15 protein-coding genes are annotated in these 23,027 nt (G+C 62.8%); 12 read left to right on the forward strand and 3 right to left on the reverse strand.

Annotated features, from left to right (window positions below; all coding sequences use genetic code 11):
• The first annotated feature begins 50 nt into the window (after positions 1-50).
• The 8 genes from FFI89_RS10960 (at position 51) to FFI89_RS10995 (ending at position 13,101) form a co-directional block, all read left to right on the forward strand.
• Positions 51-926 carry a branched-chain amino acid ABC transporter permease gene (locus tag FFI89_RS10960; protein WP_138836381.1) on the forward strand — a complete coding sequence of 292 codons (876 nt, stop codon included), beginning with the start codon at positions 51-53 and terminating at the stop codon, positions 924-926.
• Positions 923-2,704 (forward strand): ATP-binding cassette domain-containing protein, encoded by a 1,782-nt coding sequence (locus FFI89_RS10965; RefSeq protein ID WP_138836383.1) that lies wholly within the window; start codon positions 923-925, stop codon positions 2,702-2,704. The genes FFI89_RS10960 and FFI89_RS10965 overlap by 4 nt, the downstream gene beginning before the upstream one ends.
• Positions 2,704-3,432 carry an ABC transporter ATP-binding protein gene (locus tag FFI89_RS10970; RefSeq protein WP_138836385.1) on the forward strand — a complete coding sequence of 243 codons (729 nt, stop codon included), beginning with the start codon at positions 2,704-2,706 and terminating at the stop codon, positions 3,430-3,432. The genes FFI89_RS10965 and FFI89_RS10970 overlap by 1 nt, the downstream gene beginning before the upstream one ends.
• 203 nt (positions 3,433-3,635) lie before the next feature.
• Positions 3,636-4,415 (forward strand): HpcH/HpaI aldolase/citrate lyase family protein, encoded by a 780-nt coding sequence (locus tag FFI89_RS10975; RefSeq protein WP_138836387.1) that lies wholly within the window; start codon positions 3,636-3,638, stop codon positions 4,413-4,415.
• Between the two features lie 181 nt (positions 4,416-4,596).
• Entirely contained in the window at positions 4,597-6,120 is a 1,524-nt protein-coding gene (locus tag FFI89_RS10980; protein WP_138836389.1) for a UxaA family hydrolase, read from the forward strand.
• 158 nt (positions 6,121-6,278) lie between these two features.
• Positions 6,279-9,563 carry a DUF2126 domain-containing protein gene (locus tag FFI89_RS10985; RefSeq protein ID WP_138836392.1) on the forward strand — a complete coding sequence of 1,095 codons (3,285 nt, stop codon included), beginning with the start codon at positions 6,279-6,281 and terminating at the stop codon, positions 9,561-9,563.
• 128 nt (positions 9,564-9,691) lie between these two features.
• On the forward strand, positions 9,692-12,226 hold the full coding sequence (locus FFI89_RS10990) for a circularly permuted type 2 ATP-grasp protein (protein ID WP_138836393.1): 2,535 nt from the start codon (positions 9,692-9,694) through the stop codon (positions 12,224-12,226).
• Entirely contained in the window at positions 12,223-13,101 is an 879-nt protein-coding gene (locus tag FFI89_RS10995) for a transglutaminase family protein (RefSeq protein ID WP_138836395.1), read from the forward strand. The genes FFI89_RS10990 and FFI89_RS10995 overlap by 4 nt, the downstream gene beginning before the upstream one ends.
• Positions 13,102-14,066: 965 nt before the next feature.
• Here FFI89_RS10995 and FFI89_RS11000 read toward each other — a convergent pair.
• Complete coding sequence (locus tag FFI89_RS11000; protein ID WP_138836397.1) at positions 14,067-14,492, reverse strand: DUF4399 domain-containing protein; 426 nt, start codon at positions 14,490-14,492, stop codon at positions 14,067-14,069.
• Between the two features lie 21 nt (positions 14,493-14,513).
• Positions 14,514-16,073, reverse strand: coding sequence for an SUMF1/EgtB/PvdO family nonheme iron enzyme (locus FFI89_RS11005; RefSeq protein ID WP_138836399.1), 1,560 nt, complete (start codon positions 16,071-16,073; stop codon positions 14,514-14,516).
• A 416-nt stretch (positions 16,074-16,489) separates the two neighbouring features.
• Here FFI89_RS11005 and FFI89_RS11010 point away from each other — a divergent pair, with 416 nt between their 5' ends.
• Entirely contained in the window at positions 16,490-16,708 is a 219-nt protein-coding gene (locus tag FFI89_RS11010; protein WP_138836405.1) for a hypothetical protein, read from the forward strand.
• A 309-nt stretch (positions 16,709-17,017) separates the two neighbouring features.
• On the opposite strand, the gene FFI89_RS11015 is transcribed toward FFI89_RS11010, so the two are convergent.
• Positions 17,018-18,724, reverse strand: a complete 1,707-nt coding sequence (locus FFI89_RS11015) for a methyl-accepting chemotaxis protein (protein WP_138836406.1) — start codon at positions 18,722-18,724, stop codon at positions 17,018-17,020.
• Positions 18,725-19,064: 340 nt separating this feature from the next.
• Here FFI89_RS11015 and FFI89_RS11020 point away from each other — a divergent pair, with 340 nt between their 5' ends.
• The 3 genes from FFI89_RS11020 (at position 19,065) to eutC (ending at position 22,981) form a co-directional block, all read left to right on the forward strand.
• Positions 19,065-20,447, forward strand: a complete 1,383-nt coding sequence (locus FFI89_RS11020; RefSeq protein ID WP_138836408.1) for an ethanolamine ammonia-lyase subunit EutB — start codon at positions 19,065-19,067, stop codon at positions 20,445-20,447.
• A 149-nt stretch (positions 20,448-20,596) separates the two neighbouring features.
• Positions 20,597-22,186: a B12-binding domain-containing radical SAM protein gene (locus tag FFI89_RS11025; RefSeq protein ID WP_138836410.1), complete on the forward strand. Its 1,590-nt coding sequence runs from the start codon at positions 20,597-20,599 to the stop codon at positions 22,184-22,186.
• An 18-nt stretch (positions 22,187-22,204) separates the two neighbouring features.
• Positions 22,205-22,981, forward strand: coding sequence for an ethanolamine ammonia-lyase subunit EutC (gene eutC, locus FFI89_RS11030; RefSeq protein ID WP_138836412.1), 777 nt, complete (start codon positions 22,205-22,207; stop codon positions 22,979-22,981).
• The last annotated feature ends 46 nt before the right edge of the window (positions 22,982-23,027 follow it).

Here is a 23,027-nt window from a genome sequence, read left to right on the forward strand (position 1 = left end):
GCTTTTCGTCGCTGCAGCCCTGCGATGTTCCTCTCAAACGAACGCGTGTCATGGATCTCGTCCTTCAACTGCTCTTTACCGGCATCGGCATCGGCGCCGTCTATGCGCTGGTCGCGCTCGGCATCGTGCTGATCTTCCGCGCCACCAACGTGGTGAATTTCGCGCAAGGGGAATTCTCGATGGCCGCCGCCTATCTGATGGTGGTGTTCGCCGTCGACCTCGGCTGGCCCTACTGGCTGTCGTTCCTGATCGCGCTGGCCGGCATGGCGCTGCTCGGCGTGATCTTCAATCTCGGGGTCTATTACCCGCTGCGCCATCGCAGCTTTTTGCCCGTGATCATCGCAACCATCGGCGCCTCGATCCTTTTGGCCAACTCGGTGCTGGCGATCTACGGCCCACAGCCGCAGGTGCTGCCGGGCTGGTTCGAAACACCCGGCATTCAGCTCGGGCCGGTCTATCTCGACAGCCAGTATCTTCTGATCATCGCCGTGACGGTCGCACTGGTGATCTTCAATTACTGGTTCTTCGAGAAGACGCTGCTCGGAAAGAAGCTGCAGGCGACGTCGCAGGACAAGGAAATGGCCTCGCTGCTCGGCATTTCCGTCTCCGCCATGATCATGATCACCTTCATCTATTCGGCCGTGCTCGGCGGCCTTGCCGGCATCCTCGTGGCACCCGTGCTGTTCGTCTCGATCCAGATGGGTTCGACGATCGCGCTGAAGGCCTTTGCCGCCACCATCATCGGCGGCTTCGGTGACGTCGCCGGCGCCATCATCGGCGGACTGGCGCTCGGCATCATCGAGACCTTCGGCGCCGCCTATATCTCGGTGCCCTACAAGGACGCCTTCGCGTTCCTGGCGCTGGTGCTGTTCCTGATCATCCGGCCGCAGGGCATTTTCGGCGAACGTGTCGCGGAGAAAGCATGAGCGCCCCCAGCGAAAACATGCCGATCGCAGCGTCCGTGCCGCCTTCGAAGCCGCTGCTGTTGCGCCACTTGCCGTATTTCATCGGCGCGGCCGTCGCGGTGGCGCTTGCGGCCACGATCCAGTTCGACGGTTACGTCCACAATATCCTGATGCAGGCAACGACGTTCGCGATCGCGGTGTTCGGCCTCTCGGTCGTGCTCGGCCTGTGCGGGCAGATCAATCTCGCCCAAGCCGCGTTCTTCGGCTTTGGCGCCTACGCCGTCGGTATCGGAACCTCGGACTATCACATCAGCTATTGGCTCTGTCTGGTGGCGGGATGCCTGATCGCGCTGGTGGCAGGCGCGGTGCTGGGCATGTCGACGTTGCGGCTTGGCGGGCATTACCTCGCCATGGTGACGATCTCGTTCCAGCAGATCATCACGCTGGTCATGATCAATGCGATCTGGCTCACCCACGGTCCGGACGGCGTCTCGCGCATCGGCCGGCCCGATCTGTTTCAGTCGGCGCAGGGGTATCTCGCGTTCTGCGTCGCGGTGCTGGCGATCGTCGGCTATGCGGTCTGGCACCTGCCGGATACGCGGCTGGGGCGGGCGATGCGCGCGGTGCGCGATAACGAACTCGCGGCCGGCGTCGTCGGCGTCGACGTGTTTCGTACCAAGGTTTCCGCCTTTGCGCTGAGTGCCGTGCTGGGCGGATTGGCCGGCGGTCTTTTTGCCGGCGGTTTTGCCTATGTCAGCCCGGACCAGTTCTCGTTTGCCGAGTCGGTGGTGTTCCTGACCATGTCCTTGCTCGGCGGCGTGGCGTCGCCGATCGGTTCGGCCATCGGTACGGGTCTCTTGATCCTGATCCCGGAGTGGCTGCGGTTCCTCAAGAGCGTGCCCGGATTGTATCTCGCGATCTACGGGCTCGCCGTGATCCTGATCATCCGCTTCATGCCGGATGGTATCTGGGGCTTTTTCGCAACCGCGTTCGATCGTTGGCGCGCGCAGATCAAGGCACCGCCAGTGGCCGCCGCGTTGCAACTCAAGCCCGCGACGGTGGGCGGCGACATCGTGCTCGAAGTCACCGGGCTCTCGAAATATTTCGGCGGCCTCAAGGCGGTCGACGGCGTCGATATCGCGGTGAGGCGCGGCGGGGTTCACGCCCTGATCGGACCGAACGGCTCCGGCAAGACCACGACACTCAACGTGCTGTCCGGCCTCTACAAGGCGACCGCGGGCAAGATCCTGCTCGACGGCACCGACATCACCACCATGCCGCCGCATCAGCGCACCGCTGCCGGCTTGGGCCGGACGTTCCAGAACATTCGCCTGTTCCGCTCGATGACGGCGCTGGAGAATGTCGAGATCGGCGCCGAGCGGCCCGGCAATACCATGATCGGGCACGGCGGCGACGCCGCGCTGACCGAACGGGCGATGGAAGCGTTGACCTTTGTCGGTCTCGGCGCACGCGCCAACCAGTTGATCTCGAGCTTCTCCTATGGCCATCAGCGGCTGATCGAAATCGCCCGCGCGCTGGCGGCCAACCCGACCTTGCTGCTGCTCGATGAACCCGCCGCCGGTCTCAATTCGACCGAAAAGCTTGAGCTGCATGAATTGTTGAAACGGATCGCGGCGCAGGGGCTGACCATCCTGATCATCGATCACGACATGACGCTGGTTTCCGAAGCGGCACAGCACATCACCGTGCTCAACTTCGGACGCCGCATCGCGGACGGCGAATCCATGGCGGTGCTGCGCCATCCCGACGTCGTCTCCGCCTATCTCGGAACCGAATAATGGCGCTGCTCGAAATCCGCGATCTGGTCGTCCGCTACGGCGAAATCGAAGCGCTGCGCGGCATCTCCATCAATGTCGACGAGGGGCAGGTGGTAACCTTGCTCGGCGCCAACGGCGCCGGCAAATCGACCACGCTGCGCGCCATTTCAGGTCTCGCCAAACCGGCCGCCGGCGACATCCTGTTCGACGGCAAGTCGATCGCCGGCCTCGGACCGGAAGCCATCGTCCGCACGGGCATTTCGCATGTGCCGGAAGGACGGCGGGTATTTCCGGGCCTGACGGTGAAGGAAAACATCATGCTCGGCGCGTCGAACCGCAAGGTCGCGACGTCGCAATTGTCGCGCGAGGCGGACGCGATGTTCGACCTGTTCCCGGACATCCGCTCGTTTGCCAACGCGCTGGGCTGGACGCTCTCCGGCGGCCAGTTGCAGATGGTCGCGGTCGCGCGCGGCCTGATGGCGAAGCCGCGCCTGTTGCTGCTGGATGAGCCGTCGCTAGGCCTGGCGCCTGTTATCGTGCAAGCGGTGTTCCGGATCATTTCGCAGATCAGGAAGGACACCACGGTCTTGCTGGTCGAGCAGAATGCGCGCATGGGTCTTTCCGTCGCCGACCATGGATTCGTGCTTGAAACCGGACGGATCGTGCTGGGTGGCAAGCCCGACGAATTGTGGGGCAATGAGGCCATCGCCGCCGCTTATCTCGGCGGTCACGGCAAGGTCAGTGCCTGAGGCAGCTTCGATCGGGCGCCGATTCCGGGCGGTATCGTGCGGAAAATGCAGGTCGATGCAGCAAAAATGCTGTGCCCTTGCCTGACGATACCGGGGCGGCGATAGTGCGCCCGCACGCGAAGTCGGCGTCAGCGAAGTAAGCATCCAGCGGGCGGTCAGCTACCGGTCCGGCATCAAAAGAAACGACAGAGGAAACGCGATCCATGACTACCAACAACGTCAAGAAAGTATGGGCCTCGGGCAAGGCCGTGGTGAATGCCTGGCTCGCGATCCCGTCCGGCTTCTCGGCCGAAGTCATCGCGCAATGCGGCTTCGACAGCGTCACCGTCGATATGCAGCACGGCGTGCAGGATTACCTCTCGATGGTGCAGTGCTTCCAGGCGATGAACGGCCATCCCGTGACGCCGATGGTCCGCGTTCCCTGGAACGAGCCCGGCATCATCGGCAAGGTGCTCGACGGCGGCGCCTATGGCGTGATCTGCCCGATGATCAACACCAAGCAGGAAGCGGAAAACCTGGTGCAGTACGCCAAGTACCCGCCAAAGGGGACCCGCTCGAACGGCCCGATCCGCTCCGGCATGTACGGCTCGGCCGGCAGCTACCAGCAGACGGCGAATGACGAGATCGTGCTGCTGCCGATGATGGAGACCAAGACGGCGATCGAGAACATGGAATCGATCCTCGACGTCGAGGGCATCAACGGCGTTTACGTCGGCCCCTCGGACCTCGGCTTCTCCTACGGCCTGGTGCCGAAGCTCGATCGCGATGAGCCGGAAATCCTCAAGATCTACGAGAAGATCGTCAAGGAATGCGGTAAGCGCGGCCTTCACCCCGGCATCCATTGCTCGGGCGCCGAGGGCGCGGTGCGCGCGATCAACATGGGCTTCAAGCTCGTGACGCTGTCGAACGAGAGTGGCCTGATGCAGACCTACGCCAAGATGCAGGTCAATCAGACCCGCAAGGAATCGGCCGGCAAGGCGTAAGCCCTCTGCTCCCTCGCCCCGCTCTTGCGGGGAGAGGGTTGGGGTGAGGGGCGTCTATCAGCGAATGGTGTGCTAGTAATTGGCTCACTGCCTCGCCCCTCACCCGAATTCTCGCAACGCGAGAATTCGGCCTCTCCCCGTAAAGGACGGGGAGAGGTGAAGAAGAAAAAAGGAGACTCCCATGGCCCCGGCACCCGTCATTCGCCTTCATCCCGACGATGGCGTGCTGATTGCGCGCTCGAGCCTGCCGCCGGGCATGGTGGTGGCCGATGGCGTCACGACCGTCGAGCGGATTCCCGCGGGCCACAAGGTCGCGATCAAGCCGATTGCGGTGGGCGAGCCGGTGCGGCGCTATGGCCAGATCATCGGCTTTGCCACGGTGCCGATTTCGCCGGGCCAGCACGTGCATACGCAAAACTGCGGCATGGGCGACTTCGCCAAGGATTATGCATTCGGTGTCGACGTCACGCCGACGCCGAATTTCGATCTGCCCGCGACCTTCGACGGCATCCGCCGTTCCGACGGCCGCGTCGCGACCCGCAATTATATCGGCATCCTCACCTCGGTGAATTGCAGCGCGCACGTTGCCGGCATGGTCGCCGATATCTTCAAGAAGAACCCGTTCACCGGCGACAATCCGCTGGCGGATTTTCCGAACGTCGACGGCGTGGTGGCGCTGACGCACAAGACCGGCTGCGGCATGACGCAGGACGAGCCGCTGGCATTGCTTCGCCGCACGCTCGGCGGTTATGCCCGGCACGCCAACTTCTCCGCCGTCGTCGTGCTCGGGCTCGGCTGCGAGGTCAACCAGATCGGCGGCCTGATGCAGGAGCAGAAACTCGCTGGCCGCCTGCGCGCGATGGACATCCAGGAAGTCGGCGGCACCCGCAAGACCGTCGAAGCCGGCGTCGCCTTCGTGCGCGAGGCGCTGACGGATGCCAACAAGGTTAAGCGCGAACCTGTTCCGGCGAGCGAGTTGACCGTGGCTCTGCAATGCGGCGGCTCTGATGGCTATTCAGGCGTGTCGGCCAATCCGGCGCTGGGCGCGGCGAGCGATTTGCTGGTGCGCCATGGCGGCACGGTGATCCTGTCGGAAACGCCGGAGACCTACGGCGCCGAACATCTGTTGACGCGGCGTGCGGTCAGCCGCGAGGTCGGCGAAAAGCTGGTCGGGCTGATGCGCTGGTGGGAAGAATACACGGCGCGCGAAGGCGCCGAGATGAACGCCAATCCGAGTCCCGGCAACAAGGCCGGCGGCCTCACCACGATTCTCGAGAAATCATTGGGTGCGATGGCCAAGGCCGGCAGCACCAATCTGGTCGACGTGCTCAACTATGCCGAAGCCGTCACCAAGAAGGGTTTCGTGTTCATGGACACGCCCGGCTACGACCCGGTCGCTGCGACCGGGCAGGTGGCCGGCGGCGCCAACCTCGTCTGCTTCACCACCGGCCGCGGCTCTGTGTTCGGCTGCAAGCCGGCCCCCTCGATCAAGCTGGCGACCAACACGCCGATGTACAAGCGTATGGAAGACGACATGGACGTCAATTGCGGCACCATCCTCGACGGCGAGGAAAGCGTGCAGCAATGCGGCCAGCGCATTTTCGAACTGATGCTGAAAACCGCCTCGGGCCAGCCGACCAAGAGCGAGAGCTTCGATTTCGGCGGCGCCGAGTTTGCGCCATGGGTGCTTGGGGCGACGATGTAAGGAAGCGGCGAATGGCGAATAGGGAGTGGCGAGTGGAACCATTCTCCATTCGCTACTGGCCATTCGCCCTTACTTCAGGCAACTGCTGCCCGTTGTTAGTGCTTGATCCGTACCGGAACCAGTGTTCTGCTTAAAAAAGCTGCTGGAGTGTTCGGTCTGTGTCGATCTTCGTCGCGCTACATCACGTTACGCATTACAAATATGACCGTGCGATCGATCTCGGCCCGCAAACCGTTCGCCTGCGCCCGGCGCCGCATACACGGACACCGATCCTGAGCTATTCGCTCAAGGTGACGCCGACGAACCATTTCGTGAACTGGCAGCAGGACCCGCAGGGCAACTGGCTGGCGCGGTTCGTGTTTCCGGAGAAGGCCACCGAGCTCAAGATCGAGGTCGATTTCACGGCGCAGATGACGGTGGTCAATCCCTTCGATTTCTTCGTCGAGGGATATGCGTCCAGTTTTCCGTTCCAGTACACCAGCGATCTCAAGACGGAGCTTGCGCCCTATCTGGCGACGACGGAGCAGGGGCCGAAGTTTGCCGCCTATCTGAGCGAAATCCCGCGCGAGGCCGACAGCACCGTCGACTTCCTGGTCGCGCTCAACGCGCAACTGCAGAAGAGGGTCAGTTACGTCATCCGGATGGAGCCGGGCATTCAGACGCCGGAAGAGACGCTGGCCTGCGGCTCCGGGTCATGCCGCGACTCGGCGTGGCTGTTGATCCACATCTTCCGCCACCTCGGGCTCGCCGCGCGTTTCGTCTCCGGTTACCTCATCCAGTTGCGCCCCGATATCGATCCGGTCGAAGGTCCGCGCGAGGTCGAAAGCGATTTCACCGACCTGCATGCGTGGGCGGAAGTCTATCTTCCGGGCGCGGGCTGGATCGGGTTCGACGTCACCTCGGGTATGCTGACCGGCGAGGGACACATTCCCGTTGCCGCCACGCCGCATTACCGTTCGGCGGCGCCGATCTCGGGCACGGCCGGCTTCGCCAATGTCGAATTCGCGTTCGACATGAGCGTCAAACGCATCCGCGAGGCGCCGCGGATCACCCGGCCGTTCTCCGATGAGTCCTGGGCGCGCCTCGACGGTCTTGGCGAGCAGGTCGATGCCGATCTCACGGCCGAAGACGTGCGGCTGACCATGGGCGGCGAGCCGACTTTCGTTTCGATCGACGATCTGGAATCGCCGGAGTGGAATATCGCCGCTGTCGGTCCGACCAAGCGGGCTTTGGCCGACGAACTCATTCGCAAATTGCACGCGCGTTTTGCGCCGGGCGGACTGCTGCATTACGGCCAGGGCAAATGGTATCCAGGCGAGACGCTGCCGCGCTGGGCGTTTGGGCTCTACTGGCGCAAGGACGGCGTGCCGATATGGAAGAATTCCGACCTGATCGCCAAGGTCGATGCCAAGGGTGAGCGGTCCCGGGAGGCAGATGTCGACGACGCCGAGTGGCTGACCAAGGGCATCGCGAAGCGGCTTGGTCTCGGCGCCGAATACGTGATGCCGGCCTATGAAGATCCGGTGCATTGGCTGCAGAAAGAAGCAGCCTTGCCTATCAACGTCGATCCCAGCGATTCCAAGCTTTCCGATCCCGAAGAGCGCGCGCGCATGGCGCGGGAGTTCGATCTCGGGCTGACCACGCCGAGGGGCTTCGTGCTGCCGGTGCAGCGCGTCGACAGTGGCGACGCGGACTGGATGAGCGAGCGCTGGCCGTTGCGGCGCAGCCATTTGTTCCTGGTGCCCGGCGATTCCCCGCTCGGCCTGCGATTGCCGATCGGCTCGCTGCCGCATATTCCGCCCGAGGAATATCCCTACATTGTCGAACGCGATCCGATGGACGCGCGGCTTGAACTCGCGGTCGAGGACAATGAGGCGGAGATCGGTGACGCACCGCCCAAACGGCTGCAGCCGAAGCGCAGGGTCGCTCCGGTGCGCACGGCGGCGTCCGTCGAAATCCGCGACGGCGTGTTGTGCGTGTTCATGCCGCCGGTCGAGAAGGTCGAAGATTATTTGGCGCTGATCGCCGCGGTGGAAGCGACCGCGGAGGAAATGCAGATCGCGGTTCATATCGAGGGTTACGGGCCGCCTTACGATCCGCGCGTCGAGGTGATCAAGGTGACGCCAGATCCCGGCGTGATCGAAGTCAACGTCCAGCCGGCGCAGAGCTGGCGCGAGGCGGTCGATATCACCTTCGGCCTGTATGAAGATGCCGCGAAAATTCGCCTCGGCGCCAACCGCTTTCTGGTCGACGGCCGCCATACCGGCACCGGCGGCGGCAACCACGTCGTGGTCGGCGGCAGCACGCCGGAAGCTTCCCCGTTCCTGCGCCGTCCCGATTTGCTGAAAAGCCTCGTGCTGTACTGGCAGCGTCACCCGTCGCTGTCCTATCTGTTCTCCGGCATGTTCATCGGCCCCACCAGCCAGGCGCCGCGCATCGACGAGGCGCGGCATGACGGGCTCTATGAACTGGAAATCGCGCTCGCGCATGTGCCGCCGCCGGGGCTGCAGGCCCCGCTGTGGCTGGTCGACCGGCTGTTCCGCCACATCCTGGTCGACATAACAGGCAATACCCACCGCGCCGAAATCTGCATCGACAAGCTCTATTCGCCCGACGGCCCGACCGGCCGTCTCGGGCTGGTCGAATTCCGCGCCCTCGAAATGCCGCCCGATCCGCGCATGTCGCTGGCGCAGCAATTGCTGATCCGCGCGCTGATCGCAAAGCTCTGGCGCGAACCGCAGCAGGGCAAGTTCGTGCGCTGGGGCACCACGCTGCACGATCGCTTCATGCTGCCGCATTTCCTCTGGGAGGATTTTCTCGGCGTGCTCGCAGAACTCCGGCAATCCGGTTACGACTTCTCGCCGGAATGGTATGCGGCGCAGCTCGAGTTTCGCTTTCCGGTATTCGGTCGCGTCCACCATGGCGGCGTCGCGCTGGAGCTGCGTCAGGCGCTCGAGCCCTGGCATGTGCTCGGCGAAGAGGGCTCGGCGGGCGGCACCGTGCGCTATGTCGATTCCTCGGTAGAGCGGCTGCAGATCAAGGCGGAGGGTTTCGTCGAAGGCCGCCATGTCGTGACCTGCAACGGTAGGCGGATGCCGATGACCGCGACCGGGCGCTCCGGCGAGGCGGTCGCGGCCGTCCGGTTCAAGGCCTGGCAGCCGGCGTCGGGCCTGCACCCGACTATTCCGGTGCACGCGCCGCTGACGTTCGACCTGATTGATACCTGGAACGGCCGTTCGCTCGGCGGCTGCGTCTATCACGTCGCCCATCCCGGCGGCCGCAGCTACGATACCAAGCCGGTCAATTCCTACGAGGCGGAAGCACGGCGGTTGGCCCGTTTTCAGGACCACGGCCACACCCCGGGCCGGATCGATCCGCCTTTAGAAGAACGCACAATTGAATTCCCTTTGACCCTCGACTTGAGGACGCCGCTCCTGCATTGATTGGCTTGGCGTTTTTCGGATGAAGCATGCCCCGGAGCTGATCCGGGGAGGTGCAAGAAAAACGCGTCAAAAAATGCGAAATTGGAGCCTCGACTCTGATTTAATCAGGGGCGAGGGCAGGAATTGGAATGGCGGGACAGGCCGGCCAGGGCAACAGTCAGGAAAGCAAGGGCCGTCCAGGCCAGCGCCGGATGGCGCAGTGGATGCGCGACTATGCACGGCTGCCGGGCATTCCCGACGAATATATCGCCCAGGATGGCGCGCCGCGCGCCGTCTGGACCCGGTTCTTCGATGCTTTTGCCGCGATGGCGCCGGCTGACATCGAGAAGCGGTTTGCGTCCGCCGACCGGCATCTGCGCGAAGCAGGCGTCACCTACCGCGCACCCGGCGAGACCGCCGACCGGTTGTGGCCGCTCAGCCATCTGCCGCTGATCATCGACGAGACCGACTGGCAGCAATTGAGCGCGGGCATCGCGCAACGCGCGCAGCTTCTCGAAATGGTGTTGCGCGATCTCTACGGCGAGGGCCGCCTGGTCACGGAAGGCGCGATACCCGCCGCCGCCATCGCCGGCAGCAACGAATATCTGCGCGCGGTCTGCGGCGTCAAACCGCCGGGCGGGCGTTATCTCCATCTCTATGCTGCCGACGTCGGCCGCGGCCCCGACGGGCGCTGGTGGGTGCTGGGCGACCGCACGCAGGCGCCGTCGGGCGCAGGCTACGCGCTGGAAAATCGCCTGGTGCTGTCGCGCGCGTTTTCCAACCTCTACAAGTCGATGAACGTCGAACGCGTGGCGCCGTTCTTCGAGGCGTTTCGCGAGTCGCTTCGCGCCGGCGCCGATCGCGACGAGCCGCGGATCGGTTTGCTGACGCCGGGCGCCTTCAGCGAAACCTATTTCGAGCATGCCACGCTGGCGCGCTATCTCGGCTTCCTGCTGGTCGAAGGCGACGATCTCGCCGTCAGCGGCGACCGCATCCATATCCGCACCGTCGCCGGCCTGAAGCGGCTCGACGTGCTGCTGCGCCGGGTCGATTCCAATTTTCTCGATCCGCTCGAACTCGATGCGTCCTCGCATCTCGGCGTGCCCGGCCTGATCGACGTGCTGCGCAAGAACGGTGTCGTCGTCGCCAACATGCCGGGTTCGGGCGTGCTGGAGGCGCGGGCGCTGTTGGGCTTCCTGCCAAGCCTGAGCCGGCGTTTCCTCGGTGAAGACCTCAGCATGCCGCACATCGCGACGTGGTGGTGCGGCCAGAAATCCGCGCGCGAGGAAGTGCTGGACCGGCTCGACGATTTCGCGATCGAGGGCGCCTATAGCCGGTCCATTCCGGGCTTTCCGGGCCGGGGCCCCGTGCTCGCCGGCGAGTTGTCGCCGGCAGAGCGCGACCGGCTCAAAAGCGCGATCGCCGACCGCGGCATCGATTATGTCGGCCAGGAACTGGTGCGGCTGTCGACGACGCCGGTGTGGGAGGATGGGCGGATCACGCCACGCCCGTTCGTGCTCCGGGTGTTTGCCGCGGCAAGGCCCGATGGCGGCTGGACCATCCTGCCCGGTGGCTTCTGCCGGATCGCCGAGCAGGCGGATGCCCGCGCCGTGTCGATGGGCGACGGTGCGCGTTCGGCCGATGTCTGGGTCGTGTCCGACAAGGAGGTTTCGACCTCGACGCTGCTGCCGGCGGCCGACACCGTGCGGATCAAGCGGATCGCCGGCGTGGTCTCGAGCCGCGCCGCGGATAATCTGTTCTGGCTCGGTCGCTATCTCGAGCGCGCCGAGGCGACGTTGCGGCTGATCCGCGCGCTCGGCACGCCGACGCGCGATCCGGTCAAGGGAGCGTCGAACGGGCCGGCAACGGCGCTGCCGTCGGTCGAGCGCATTCATCGGCTTCTGGTGACCTGGGGCGCCACCACGCAGGCAAGCCGGGCGAACCCGGCCCGGGTTGCCGCCGAGGCGCTGCAGAACCCGGAGAAGTTCGGCTCGGCGCTGTCATTGGTGAAATCGGCACAGCGCACCGCGACCTCGTTGCGGGAGCGGCTTTCGCCCGACGCCTGGCAGGTCATCACCGAGATGACGGAACGGCTTGCTTTGCAGGTCGATGATGACGACGCCGTCGTCAGCGCCGCCGAACTGACGCTGCAGGAGCTGGCAAGCTTCGCAGGTCTTTCGCAGGAGAACATGAACCGTGCCGCCGGCTGGCGTTTCCTCGACATGGGCCGCCGGGTCGAGCGCGCCATCAACACCGCGCGGTTCGCGCGGCAGTTCGCCTATGACGAGGCCGGCGACGAGGACCTCGACCTGCTGCTGACGCTGGTGGATTGCCAGATCACCTATCGCTCGCGCTACCTGGTCGGCCCGGCGCTGGCGCCGGTACGCGATCTCGCCGTGCTCGATCCCTATAACCCGCGCTCGGTCGCGTTTCAGGTCGCGGTGCTCAACGAGCACATTGCCGGCCTGCCGAGCCTGAAGGAGCATGGTTTGATCGAGCGGCCGCAGCGGCTGGCAGTGGCGCTGCAGGCGATGCTGACGACCTCGGAGGCCACGGCGCTGGATGCCAAGACCCTGTTCGCGCTGGAGCAGGACCTGCTCAACCTCGCCGACGCCATCGGCCTGCATTATTTCCCGCACGGACCCAATGCGAGCCGGCCGGAGAAGCTCACGGGCCTGGCGTGATCTACGATATCCGTCACGTCACCACCTACGCCTACGAGAGCCCGGTCAGTTTCGCGCGCTGCTCGCTGCGGCTGGAGCCGCGATCGGGCGACGGCCAGCAACTGATCTCCCACAGCGTCGAGATCCGGCCGCGGCCGGCCGAACGCACGGTACGGCGGGATTTCTTCGGCACCCACACCGAGAGCGTCCTGATCGAGACCGCGCATCGTAACCTGCGGATCGATTCCCGCTCGCGGGTATCGGTGTCGCGGCAGGTGCTTGAACGCACCGCGCCAAGCCCGTCATGGGAGGACATCCGCGACGTGGCGTTCGAGGCCACCAGCCTCGCTCCGTCCTCGCCGGTCGGCTACGTCTTTGCCAGTTCGCTGGTGCCGGTGCAGGCGCCGGTTACCGCCTATGCCGCGGCAAGCTTTTTGCCAGGATGCGGGGTCGTCGCCGGCGCGGTCGACCTGATGCACCGGATCCGCGCCGAATTCAGGTACGACCCCAAGGCCACCGTGATCTCGACGCCGCTTGCGGAAGTGTTTGAGAAACGCCACGGCGTTTGCCAGGATTTCGCCCATGTGATGATCGCGGGCTTGCGCGGGCTCGGACTGCCGGCGGCCTATGTCAGCGGCTATTTGCGTACCATCCCGCCGCCGGGCCAGCCGCGTCTGCAGGGCGCCGACGCTACCCATGCCTGGGTGTCGGTGTGGTGCGGCGACGAACTCGGCTGGATCGGTTTCGATCCGACCAACGATCTCGTGGTCGGGAACGATCACATTATTCTGGCGATAGGGCGCGACTTTTCCGACGTCTCGCCGGTCGACGGCATCATCGTCGGCTCGCGCAAGCAGAAGCTCAGCGTCGCGGTCGACGTGCTGCTGGTGGAGTGACATCCGCAAAATCGCGAAAACAACCCCATGCAAAGTAGAATAAGCCCCGCTCGCAGCCCCCGCGCCGCGTAGCGTCCATGGGCACAGAATGAGATGATCCGTCGTCACGGCTCAACTCATCTCATCTCGCTCCAGCTAGGCCGGGAACCTATAAACGCGCCTGCCGGACGGCTTGCCAGCGTCCGCTATGCGCCCGTCAGCCGACGTATTGTTGCATAGCAGCGAAACGACGCGAAGTGCCATTTTCGGAAGTCAGGCGTCGCGGCAAGGACGTCCGCTCTACCCTCGATATTGTTGCAAAAGTCTCTTTGGGGTGGCGAAGGAAAATTTCTACAGCCGCTGATGCGCTTTACGCGCGGCGACGTGAGGGACGATATTGTTTCATTCAAAACGATCACGGACCTCCGTAGTGGCGTTGAAAAGCGACGCAGCAGCAGAGAAGTTCAAAGATCGACTTTCTCGAGATTTTGGTGTCGTTCGATTTTCGACTTTTGCAACAATATCGCCTCAGGAGCGGACATCCTCAGGCTACACGCTCAGGTCCGTTTCGTGCCGATACTGTTGCGAAAGTCGAAAATCGAACGACACCAAAATCTCGCGAAAGTTGATTTTTTGACTTCTCTACCGCTGCAGCCCTCTGTAGCGCCGTTACGAAGGTCCGTGATCGATTTTAGGCGAAATGATGTGGTCCCTCACGTCGCCATGCACGAACCGCATCAGCTGTCCTAAGAACTTTCGCTCGTCGGGCAAAGAAGACTTTTTCAACACTATCTGCCAGTAGCGGAAGTAGCCAAGCCATTCGATCAGCGGACGGGAGTTCGGCCTGGTCTTGACCGCAAGCGCGGTCCGGTCGGCAAGGGCGGGTCGAATTTGATGCAACGGCCGGTGAAGGCGCAGCCCAAAATTGCGCAAGACTTTACAGGTCGGTTCGAATCTAAAAAATGAGAACCGCAACCAAGCCAATTCTACCTGATCCTGATTGTAATTTTATCTGAAACGATCGGCGGGATGAACGGATAATGCTTGGCATCGCCCAACACCAGTTGGAGAGTGTGCTTGCCGGGCGGCAGCTCGATACGCGTCTCGGTTTGGCCTGCTCCGAAATGAAGATGGGACTTGTCTTGTGGGATCGGCTCGTTGGGATCGAGTGGTTCATTCACATCAATCAGCAAATGATGATGGCCGCTGTTCTGAAAATCGTCGCCCGCGTGGGTGACACCCATGTTCCGCAGACCGAAACGACACCAGAATCCACCTCTAATCGTAGTGCCGTCCTGCGGCCAAACGAAATACAGAACCGCATCCTTTGGCGCGGGCTTTCCTTGAGCGTGGGCAGCGCACGACACAGCCGCCAGCGCCGCCGACAGCACGATAAGCCGGGCGATCTTCATGGACGTTCTCCTCTGAAGCTTTTAAGGAGACAGAGCGACCCGCATTCCGTGTGTCTGATATCGAACGTTCGTGTCGTAACTATCGCGGTTCGCCGGCCGCGCATAGAGCGCGTCATTCTTCCAGGACCCGGACCGAATGACATGCGACGCGCAGTCGCCCTCGACCCACGCCGAACCGTCCGACGGAGCGCCCTGATAATTCTTATGCCAACAATCCTCTACCCACTGATCGACGCCGCCACCCATATCATACAGCCCAAACGGATTTGGCCTAAAACTCCCGACCTTGATGGGTTGCTCGGCGGCTGCGATGTCAGTGCAGTTCTTGCAATTGGCCATGCCAGATAGAAACTGGTCGCCCCACCAGTACTTTGTTTGCGTGCCGCCACGAGCGGCATATTCCCATTCGGCTTCACTTGGGAGCCGATATGCCCTTCGCGTTGCGCCTGCGAGCCAAGCAACAAATTGCTTGGCATCGCTCCAGCTTACGTTCGTGATGGGCGCGTCATCTTTGCCGGTTGCCACGAACGCACATGCCTTCGCTGCAGCGCATTCGTTCCATTCGCGAACGGTGATCGGATACTCACTGATCGCAAACGGCTTGATCGTGACCTGGTGGGGCGGCTTCTCCGTGACATCGTCATTGCTGCCCATTGTGAAGCTACCGCCACGAAGCATGTACATTTCGGGCTCTCGGACCGCCGAGCTCAGCTGTGTTGCAGGCTTGGCTGGAGACGCGAGCTGAGGTTGCGACGCTCCTTGTTTCACAGCTGGGGCCACCGAAGGAGCGGGCTGAGTTTGGGGTGCTGCTTGTTTCACGGTGGGCGGCGGTGACGAGAGCACCTTCGGTATCTCTGGCGAAACCGGCGCTGAAGCCTGACCTCCAACCTTGCCATGCGGTTGCCAAAACACATACCAAAGGACACCGCTTGCGATGACCAGCAAAAACAGGCTCAGCAAAAAAATCAGAATGTTCTCGCGTCGTTTTCGGGTCCTGTTGAAAGCGGCCGGATCCGGAAGCACACGGTAGACTCTTACTGGGTCTGTGATGTTCTTTACTTTGCGATCTCCGAGCGACTCATATCCGCAAACCAGTTTGTGCTTTATCTGCTCGTAGATGCCGCCTGAGATGTAAACTTGGCCAGGAACGGCAATACCCTCAAGGCGCGTAGCAATATTGACACCATCGCCGAAAACGTCGTCTACTTCGATGATAACGTCGCCAAGATTGACGCCAATCCGATATTCAATCCAATGATGCTTCGGCATAGATGTGTTGCGTCCAACCATGTTTTGCTGGATGACGATAGCGCACCGCACAGCTTCGACAGGACTGTCGAAAATCGCAATAAATCCGTCACCAGTGGTTTTGACGAGCCTTCCATGATGCCCCACAATGCTGGGCTCTATGAGGTCACGCTCGATCCGCTTCACGCGAAGATGCGTTCCTTCTTCATCGATTTGCATGAGGCGGCTGTAGCCCGCGATATCGCCGGCGACAATCGCAGCAAGACGACGCGGCGTTGACTCTCGCGGGGGATCGCCACTTCTGCTCGATTTCAATTTGCGAATTTCACCCATGACCTGGGTCTCCATACACCGCAAACGGCAGTGTTAGGGGCGGACAACTACGTTCCGCAGAAATTTGAACTCGCCAATAACAGGTTATCACACTGCCGGGTTGGGACAAGCCAAATGAAGCCTTCCTCAAACGGGTCTGCACCTAATAGCTCGAACCGCGATGTTCGAATGTGAACCGCCTCACATCTCCGAATTCAGCGCCTGTAGGATAGCTCGCCCGATGGCCGCTCTGGGGTCAAAAGCGTCGTTCTAGTCGCCGCGTAGTCACTTCCGGTCTGCCCCGATAGACGGACGATTGGGGGGCCGGCCCGCCCATGGGCGTGGGGTTGATCCTTAGGGCGGTCCAATCGCGTACCGCCCTATTTTCATGTGTGCTACGTAGTTGGGTGGCAAAATGGTAGCAGGAGAAGCCGATCATGACTGACGATCAGGTCAATCTCGTCGTTCAGCACCTTTGCGAGCAATTGCACTTGGCGCTCCGATTGAAGGACAGCGAGGCACATCCACCAAACGCCAAGGATATTGGATTTGATCCTGCCTCTGTAAGAACTGTATTGCTGACCGGGTTGCGTTCGGCGGGTGTCACGATCCACCACGAGGCAGCCGGGGCGAGCGAAGAGCCGCCGTGGTCCTAAACGCAAAACGCGGGACAGAAGCCCCGCGCCAATGTCTCAGGTGGGTCATTTGCGTCGATCTGGGCATGTCCCCAGCACGTCCGGTTAGGGGCTGATCTCGGAAATGCCGATTGTCCGGTTTTGCTGATTGAAGGCATCGGTTTGGACGTGATTCAAGCGCCCAAACTGGGCTTCGAATGATGCGGTATGAACTTACGGAGTGAATGGATTGCCATCCGGTCGTTCCTTCCGAACCAACCGCTTAGCATTCTACCTGTTGACGACCGGCGCGTCCGGAACGCTATGGCTGCGTGCTAATAAGTCCGCACCCTACGTCCCCGTTCGCCGCGGCTGTTCGGCTGAATCGGCGCGCAGGTCGCGGAAGAACTTTTCGACTTCGCGCGACAGCGTCTCTGCGGTCGCCGTGAGGTCGCTGGAGGCGGTGAGGACGGAGGCGGCCGCGGTGCTGGTGGTGCCGATGGCGTCGCTGAGCGAGCCGATATTGACGACCAGCGTGCCATTGCCCTGCGCTGCCAGTTGGGCGTTCGCGGAAATCTCGCGGGTCGCAGCATCCTGTTGTCCGATGGCGCTGGCGATGATCGACGTCACCTCGTTGATGTCGCGCACGGCGTTGCCGATTTCGCGGACCGCATCGACGGAATTTTTGGTGGAGGTCTGAATCAGGCCGACGTTCTGGCCGATTTCGGCGGTCGCCTTGGCGGTCTGCTCGGCCAGGGCCTTGACCTCGTGGGCGACGACCGCAAAGCCGCGGCCGGCGTCGCCGGCGCGCGCGGCCTCGATGGTCGCATTCAGCGCCAGCAGGTTGGTTTGTTCGGCGATGGCCTGGATCAGGCTGAGCACGCCGTCGATGCGTTGGGTCGCGGCGGCAAGTCCCTCGATCTCGGCAATCGATTTTTCGGTACGAAGGCCCGCCTGTTCGACCGCGCCGGCGGATTGCCGAACCTGCCGGCCGATTTCCTCCACCGAGGCGGAGAGCTCTTCGGCGGCACCCGCCACGGCGGAAACATTGTGGGAGGCCTGCTCGGTCGCGCCGGAGGCGGCGACCGCACGTCCGCGCGCATCCGACGAGACGGTGGCGATGGTCTCCGCGGTACCGCGCATCGAGGTCGCATTGTCGGTCACCGCGCGCAACACGCCGCCGATGGCTTCGCGGAAAGCATCGACCGAAGCTTCGATCTGGCGGGCGCGCTGGTCGCGCGCTTCGGAATCCCGCAGCACCTGCGAATTGAGGTTGCGGTTGCGGTCCATCGCCTGCTGGAAGATCTGGATCGCCCGCGCCAGCGCGCCGATCTCGTCGGTACGGCCGGTATGGGGAACCTCGACGCCCTGGGCGCCCTCGGCGACGCGCTTGATGGTATCGGTAATGGCCGAGAGCGGGCGCGCGATCGAACGGGCGATGATCAGTACGCCGATCACGACCACGACCAGCGCCAAACCACCGAGGCAGGTCAGCACAAAGGCCAGCGTGTGGCTCGCATCGGTCTGCTGCGCGAGCTTTCTGCTGCGTTCGGCATACACCTTGGAAAGCGCTTCGAGATCCTTGTTCAGCGCCGAGCGCACTTCGCGATTGGCGTCGTTGTCGCCCCACTCACGGCCTGCTGCCGCACTGATTTCGACGCCACGGCGTACCAGTTCCTTGCGGAAGTCGACGAACTGTTCGATGCGCTTCTTGAAGGTTGCGAATTGCGCGGCGTCGTCGGCCTGGACCAGCGCCTCCCAGTTCTTGACGACGGCCAGCAGGCGTTCGTTGAACTTCAGCAAACCTTCGCCGTATTTCTTCACCGTCGCAGCGTCCGTCGACATGTAGATGCCGCGGGATTCCATCACGACCGCATAGACCAGCGAATTGACCCGCTCGACGTTCAGCGCGGCGCGGCTCGCGGTTGCGACGGCTTCCGTGAGTTCGGTGTTGCCGCGGGTGTTGTATTCGGACAACGCGGTGATGGCGGCGGTGAGCACGGCGAATAGTACAAAGATCGCGTAGAGTTTGGCCGCGAGCGAAAGGCGGGATGACATGGCGCCACCAGAAAATGATTGAGGGGATTTTACAATTTCAGCCATACCGGCACTCCAGAACCGGGCCGGGGAGTACCGTCGGCCGTCAAAAATTATGCTAAACTTTGATGGAGAATTTCTTAATGCGGGAAATTCATGGAACTGCAACTATTTAGAAATATGTAGCAATTTCAACTGCTTGAATATTGACGGCAGGTTCCGTTGGTTGAATATACCGCAACCGCTGCGACCATAGCGCGCAGCCGGCATCCCCTTGAGCGCGATGCAGGCGCCCGGCATGTCACGACGAGATGCTAGGCTTCTATCGCCCCACGGACGCGCCGGTGGGTCTGGAGCCACCATGGTCTATCGCCAAGCCATCGATGCCACCTCTTATCTGTTCGATGATTTGCGCGACCTGCTTGCCAAGGCGACGCCGCCGCGCTCCGGCGATCGCCTTGCCGGCATCGCGGCCGACAGCGCGGAACGGATGATCGCGGCGCGGATGGCGCTCGCCGATGTTCCGCTCAAGCAGTTTCTGACTGAAGCCGTCATTCCCTACGAGGACGACGAGGTTACCCGCCTGATCCTGGATACCCATGATGCCGCGGGCTTTGCAGCGATATCGTCGCTGACCGTGGGCGGCTTCCGCGACTGGCTATTGTCCGATGCAGCGACCACCGAGACGTTGCAAAAGGTCGCCCGCGGGATCACGCCGGAAATGGCTGCAGCCGTCTCAAAGCTGATGCGCAACCAGGACCTGATCCTGGTAGCCAAAAAATGCACGGTGACATCAGCCTTTCGCAACACCATCGGCTTGCGTGGGCGGATGAGCGTGCGGCTGCAGCCCAATCACCCCTTCGACGACACCCGGGGCATTACTGCCTCGATCCTCGACGGCATCATGCTGGGATCGGGCGATGCCTGCATCGGGATCAATCCGGCGAGCGACGATCCGGCGGTGATCGGCGGCATGTTGCGGCTGCTGGACGGGATCATTTCGCGGCTGCGGATCCCGACGCAGGCTTGCGTTCTCACCCACGTCACCACCACGCTCGGATTGATCGGGCAGGGTTTTCCGGTCGATCTGGTATTCCAGTCGATTGCCGGAACGGAAGCGGCCAACCGCAGCTTTGGCGTCGACCTGGCGCTGTTGCGGGAGGCGCGGGAGGCCGGGCTGTCGCTCCGCCGCGGCAGCGTCGGCGACAATGTGATGTATTTCGAAACCGGGCAGGGTTCGGCGCTGTCGGCCAATGCCCATCACCATGTCGACCAGCAGACCTGCGAAGCGCGGGCCTATGCGGTGGCGCGCGCGTTCGATCCCTTGCTGGTTAACAGCGTCGTCGGCTTCATCGGACCCGAATATCTCTATGACGGCAAGGAGATCATCCGGGCCGGGCTGGAGGATCACTTTTGCGGCAAGCTGCTCGGGCTGCCGCTCGGCGTCGACGTCTGCTACACCAACCATGCCGAAGCCGACCAGGACGACATGGACAATCTGTTGACGCTGTTGGCCGCCGCCGGCGTGACCTTCATCATGGGGGTGCCGGGCGCCGACGACGTCATGCTGAACTACCAGTCTACCTCGTTTCACGACGCGCTCTATGTCCGCGACCTGTTCGGCCTGAAGCGGGCGCCCGAGTTCGACGACTGGCTGCATCAAACCGGCCTGGCCGGCGCCGACTTCCGGATTGCAGGCAATGCGGGCCTGCTCCCTGAATTTGCCTCGCGGCTGATCGCCTGACGGCCGGCTGGAGGCTGCGGACGGCGGTTTTTCGTGCAACCATTGAACCGCTGGGGCGTTTAAGCCGACTGCCACAATGTTGAGGAATTTCTGGCCCAACTTTCAATGTCGTGCTTAGATTTGCGAAGGCTTTGGCTGAGGAAGTTTGAATGAGAGCTGAAGGCATTGAAACGGTTCGGCGCATCCTGTGCGTCTTTCCGCGCTATACGTCTTCTTTTGGTACTTTCGAATACGCCTATCCCCTGACCGACGGCGTGCAGGCGTTCATGCCGCCGCAGGGGCTGCTGCTGATCGCGGCCTATCTGCCGGCCAACTGGCCGGTCCGGTTCATCGACGAGAACATCCGCCCCGCCACCACGGAAGACTTCGAATGGGCGGAAGCGGTGTTCGTCAGCGGCATGCATATCCAGCGCCAGCAGATGAACGACATCTGCCGCCGAGCGCATGGGTTCGATCTTTCGGTTGCGATCGGCGGGCCGTCGGTCAGCGCCTGCCCGGATTACTACCCCTCGTTCGACTATCTGCATGTCGGCGAACTCGGCGATGCCACCAATGATCTGATCGGACGGCTGGCGCACGATCCGTCGCGCCCTGAGCGGCAGGTGGTACTGAAAACGGTCGATCGCGTCGCCATGACGGATTTCCCGATCCCCGCTTACGAGCTCGCCGAGGTCAAGAAATACTTCCTCGGCAGCATCCAGTATTCGAGCGGCTGCCCCTACCAGTGCGAGTTCTGCGATATCCCCGGCCTCTATGGCCGCAACCCGCGGCTGAAATCGCCGGAACAGATCATTGCCGAGCTCGACAAATTGCGCGAATGCGGCGTCACCGGGTCGGTGTATTTCGTCGACGACAATTTCATCGGCAACCGCAAGGCCGCGCTGGACCTGCTGCCGCATCTGGTCGAATGGCAGAAGCGGACCGGTTACGTGATGCGGCTCGCCTGCGAGGCGACGCTGAACATCGCCAAGCGCCCCGAGATCCTGGAGAAGATGCGCGAGGCCTTCTTCGTCACGATCTTCTGCGGTATCGAGACGCCGGATCCCGACGCGCTGAAGGCGATGCACAAGGACCACAACATGATGGTCCCGATCCTGGAAGGCGTTCACACCATCAATTCCTACGGCATGGAAGTCGTCTCCGGCATCATCATGGGGCTCGACACCGACAAGCCGGAAACCGGCGACGCGCTGCTGGCATTCGTTGACGAGTCGCAGATTCCGCTGCTGACGATCAATCTGCTGCAGGCGCTGCCAAAGACGCCGCTGTGGGATCGGCTGGAGCGCGAAGGCCGTCTGCTCGAGGAAGACGAAAGCCGCGACTCCAATGTCGCGTTCCTGTTGCCCTATGATCAGGTGGTCGATTCGTGGCGCAAATGCATGGCAGTCGCCTATGCGCCGGAAAAGCTGTTCGCGCGCTACCAGTATCAGTGCGACTACACCTATGCGCGGCGGTTGAAGGTGCCGGTAACCCCCGAGCAGAAGAGCTGGGCCAACATCAAGCGCGCCTTGATCATGCTCCGGAACATTTTCTGGAAGGTCGGTGTGCTCGGCGATTACAGGAAGGTGTTCTGGAAATTCGCGCTGGGACGGCTGCGGCACGGCGACATCGAGGGGCTGATCGCTTCGTCCATGATCGCTCATCACCTGATCATGTTCGCGCGTGCGGCGTCGGTCGGTCAGCAGAGCGCATCGAACTATTCGATCCGGCTACGTGAAGCCTCGGTCCCTGCCGAGTAGCAAACCCTGGAAGTCGTCATGAAAACGCCGGCGCCGCCCGGTTCGATTGATCGCCTGCGCGAGCTGACACCGGCCCGCGTCGGGCTCGGCCGGGCGGGGGCCAGCATGCCGACCGAGGCGTTGCTCGCTTTCACGCTCGATCACGCACGCGCGCGCGACGCCGTCCATACCACCTTCGATGCCACGCGCCTGATGGCTGAATTGGCCGGGCTCGGCCTGAATGCGCTTGAGGTCGCCAGCCAGGCGCCCGACCGGCGCGACTATCTGCGCCGCCCCGATCTCGGCCGCATGCTCGATTCCAGTTCGCGGCGCTTGCTGGCCGACCGGAGCGGCGGTCGTTGCGAGCTTGCCGTCGTCGTCGGCGACGGCCTGTCGCCGGCCGCGGTCAACGTTCACGCGGTCGAACTGGTTCGCAACCTCGCCGCACGGCTCGCGCAGGCCGGCATCGGAATAGGCGCTGTCGTGGTCGCGTCGGGCGCGCGCGTGGCGCTGGGCGACGAGATCGGCGCTGCGCTGGGCGCGCGCATGGTGGTGATGTTGATAGGCGAGCGGCCGGGCCTGTCGGCGCCGGACAGTCTCGGGGCCTATCTGACGTTTGGACCGCGCATCGGTCTGACCGACGCCGAGCGCAATTGCATCTCCAACATCCATGGCGCGGGCCTGAGCTATGACGAAGCCGCGTTCAAGATTGCGTGGTTGGTTCGTGAAGGCCTTTCGAGGCAACTCACCGGCATAGCGTTGAAGGACGAAAGCGGAGCACCGCCGGTGCAGATCGCGGCCGATCCGGCCCTGTGAGCAGTCCGGGTGTGGCAAATCAGAGACTTAACGCGCATTTTCGTCA

Origin of the sequence: Bradyrhizobium sp. KBS0727 (assembly GCF_005937885.2) — a bacterium.
Taxonomy (GTDB): Bacteria; Pseudomonadota; Alphaproteobacteria; order Rhizobiales; family Xanthobacteraceae; genus Bradyrhizobium.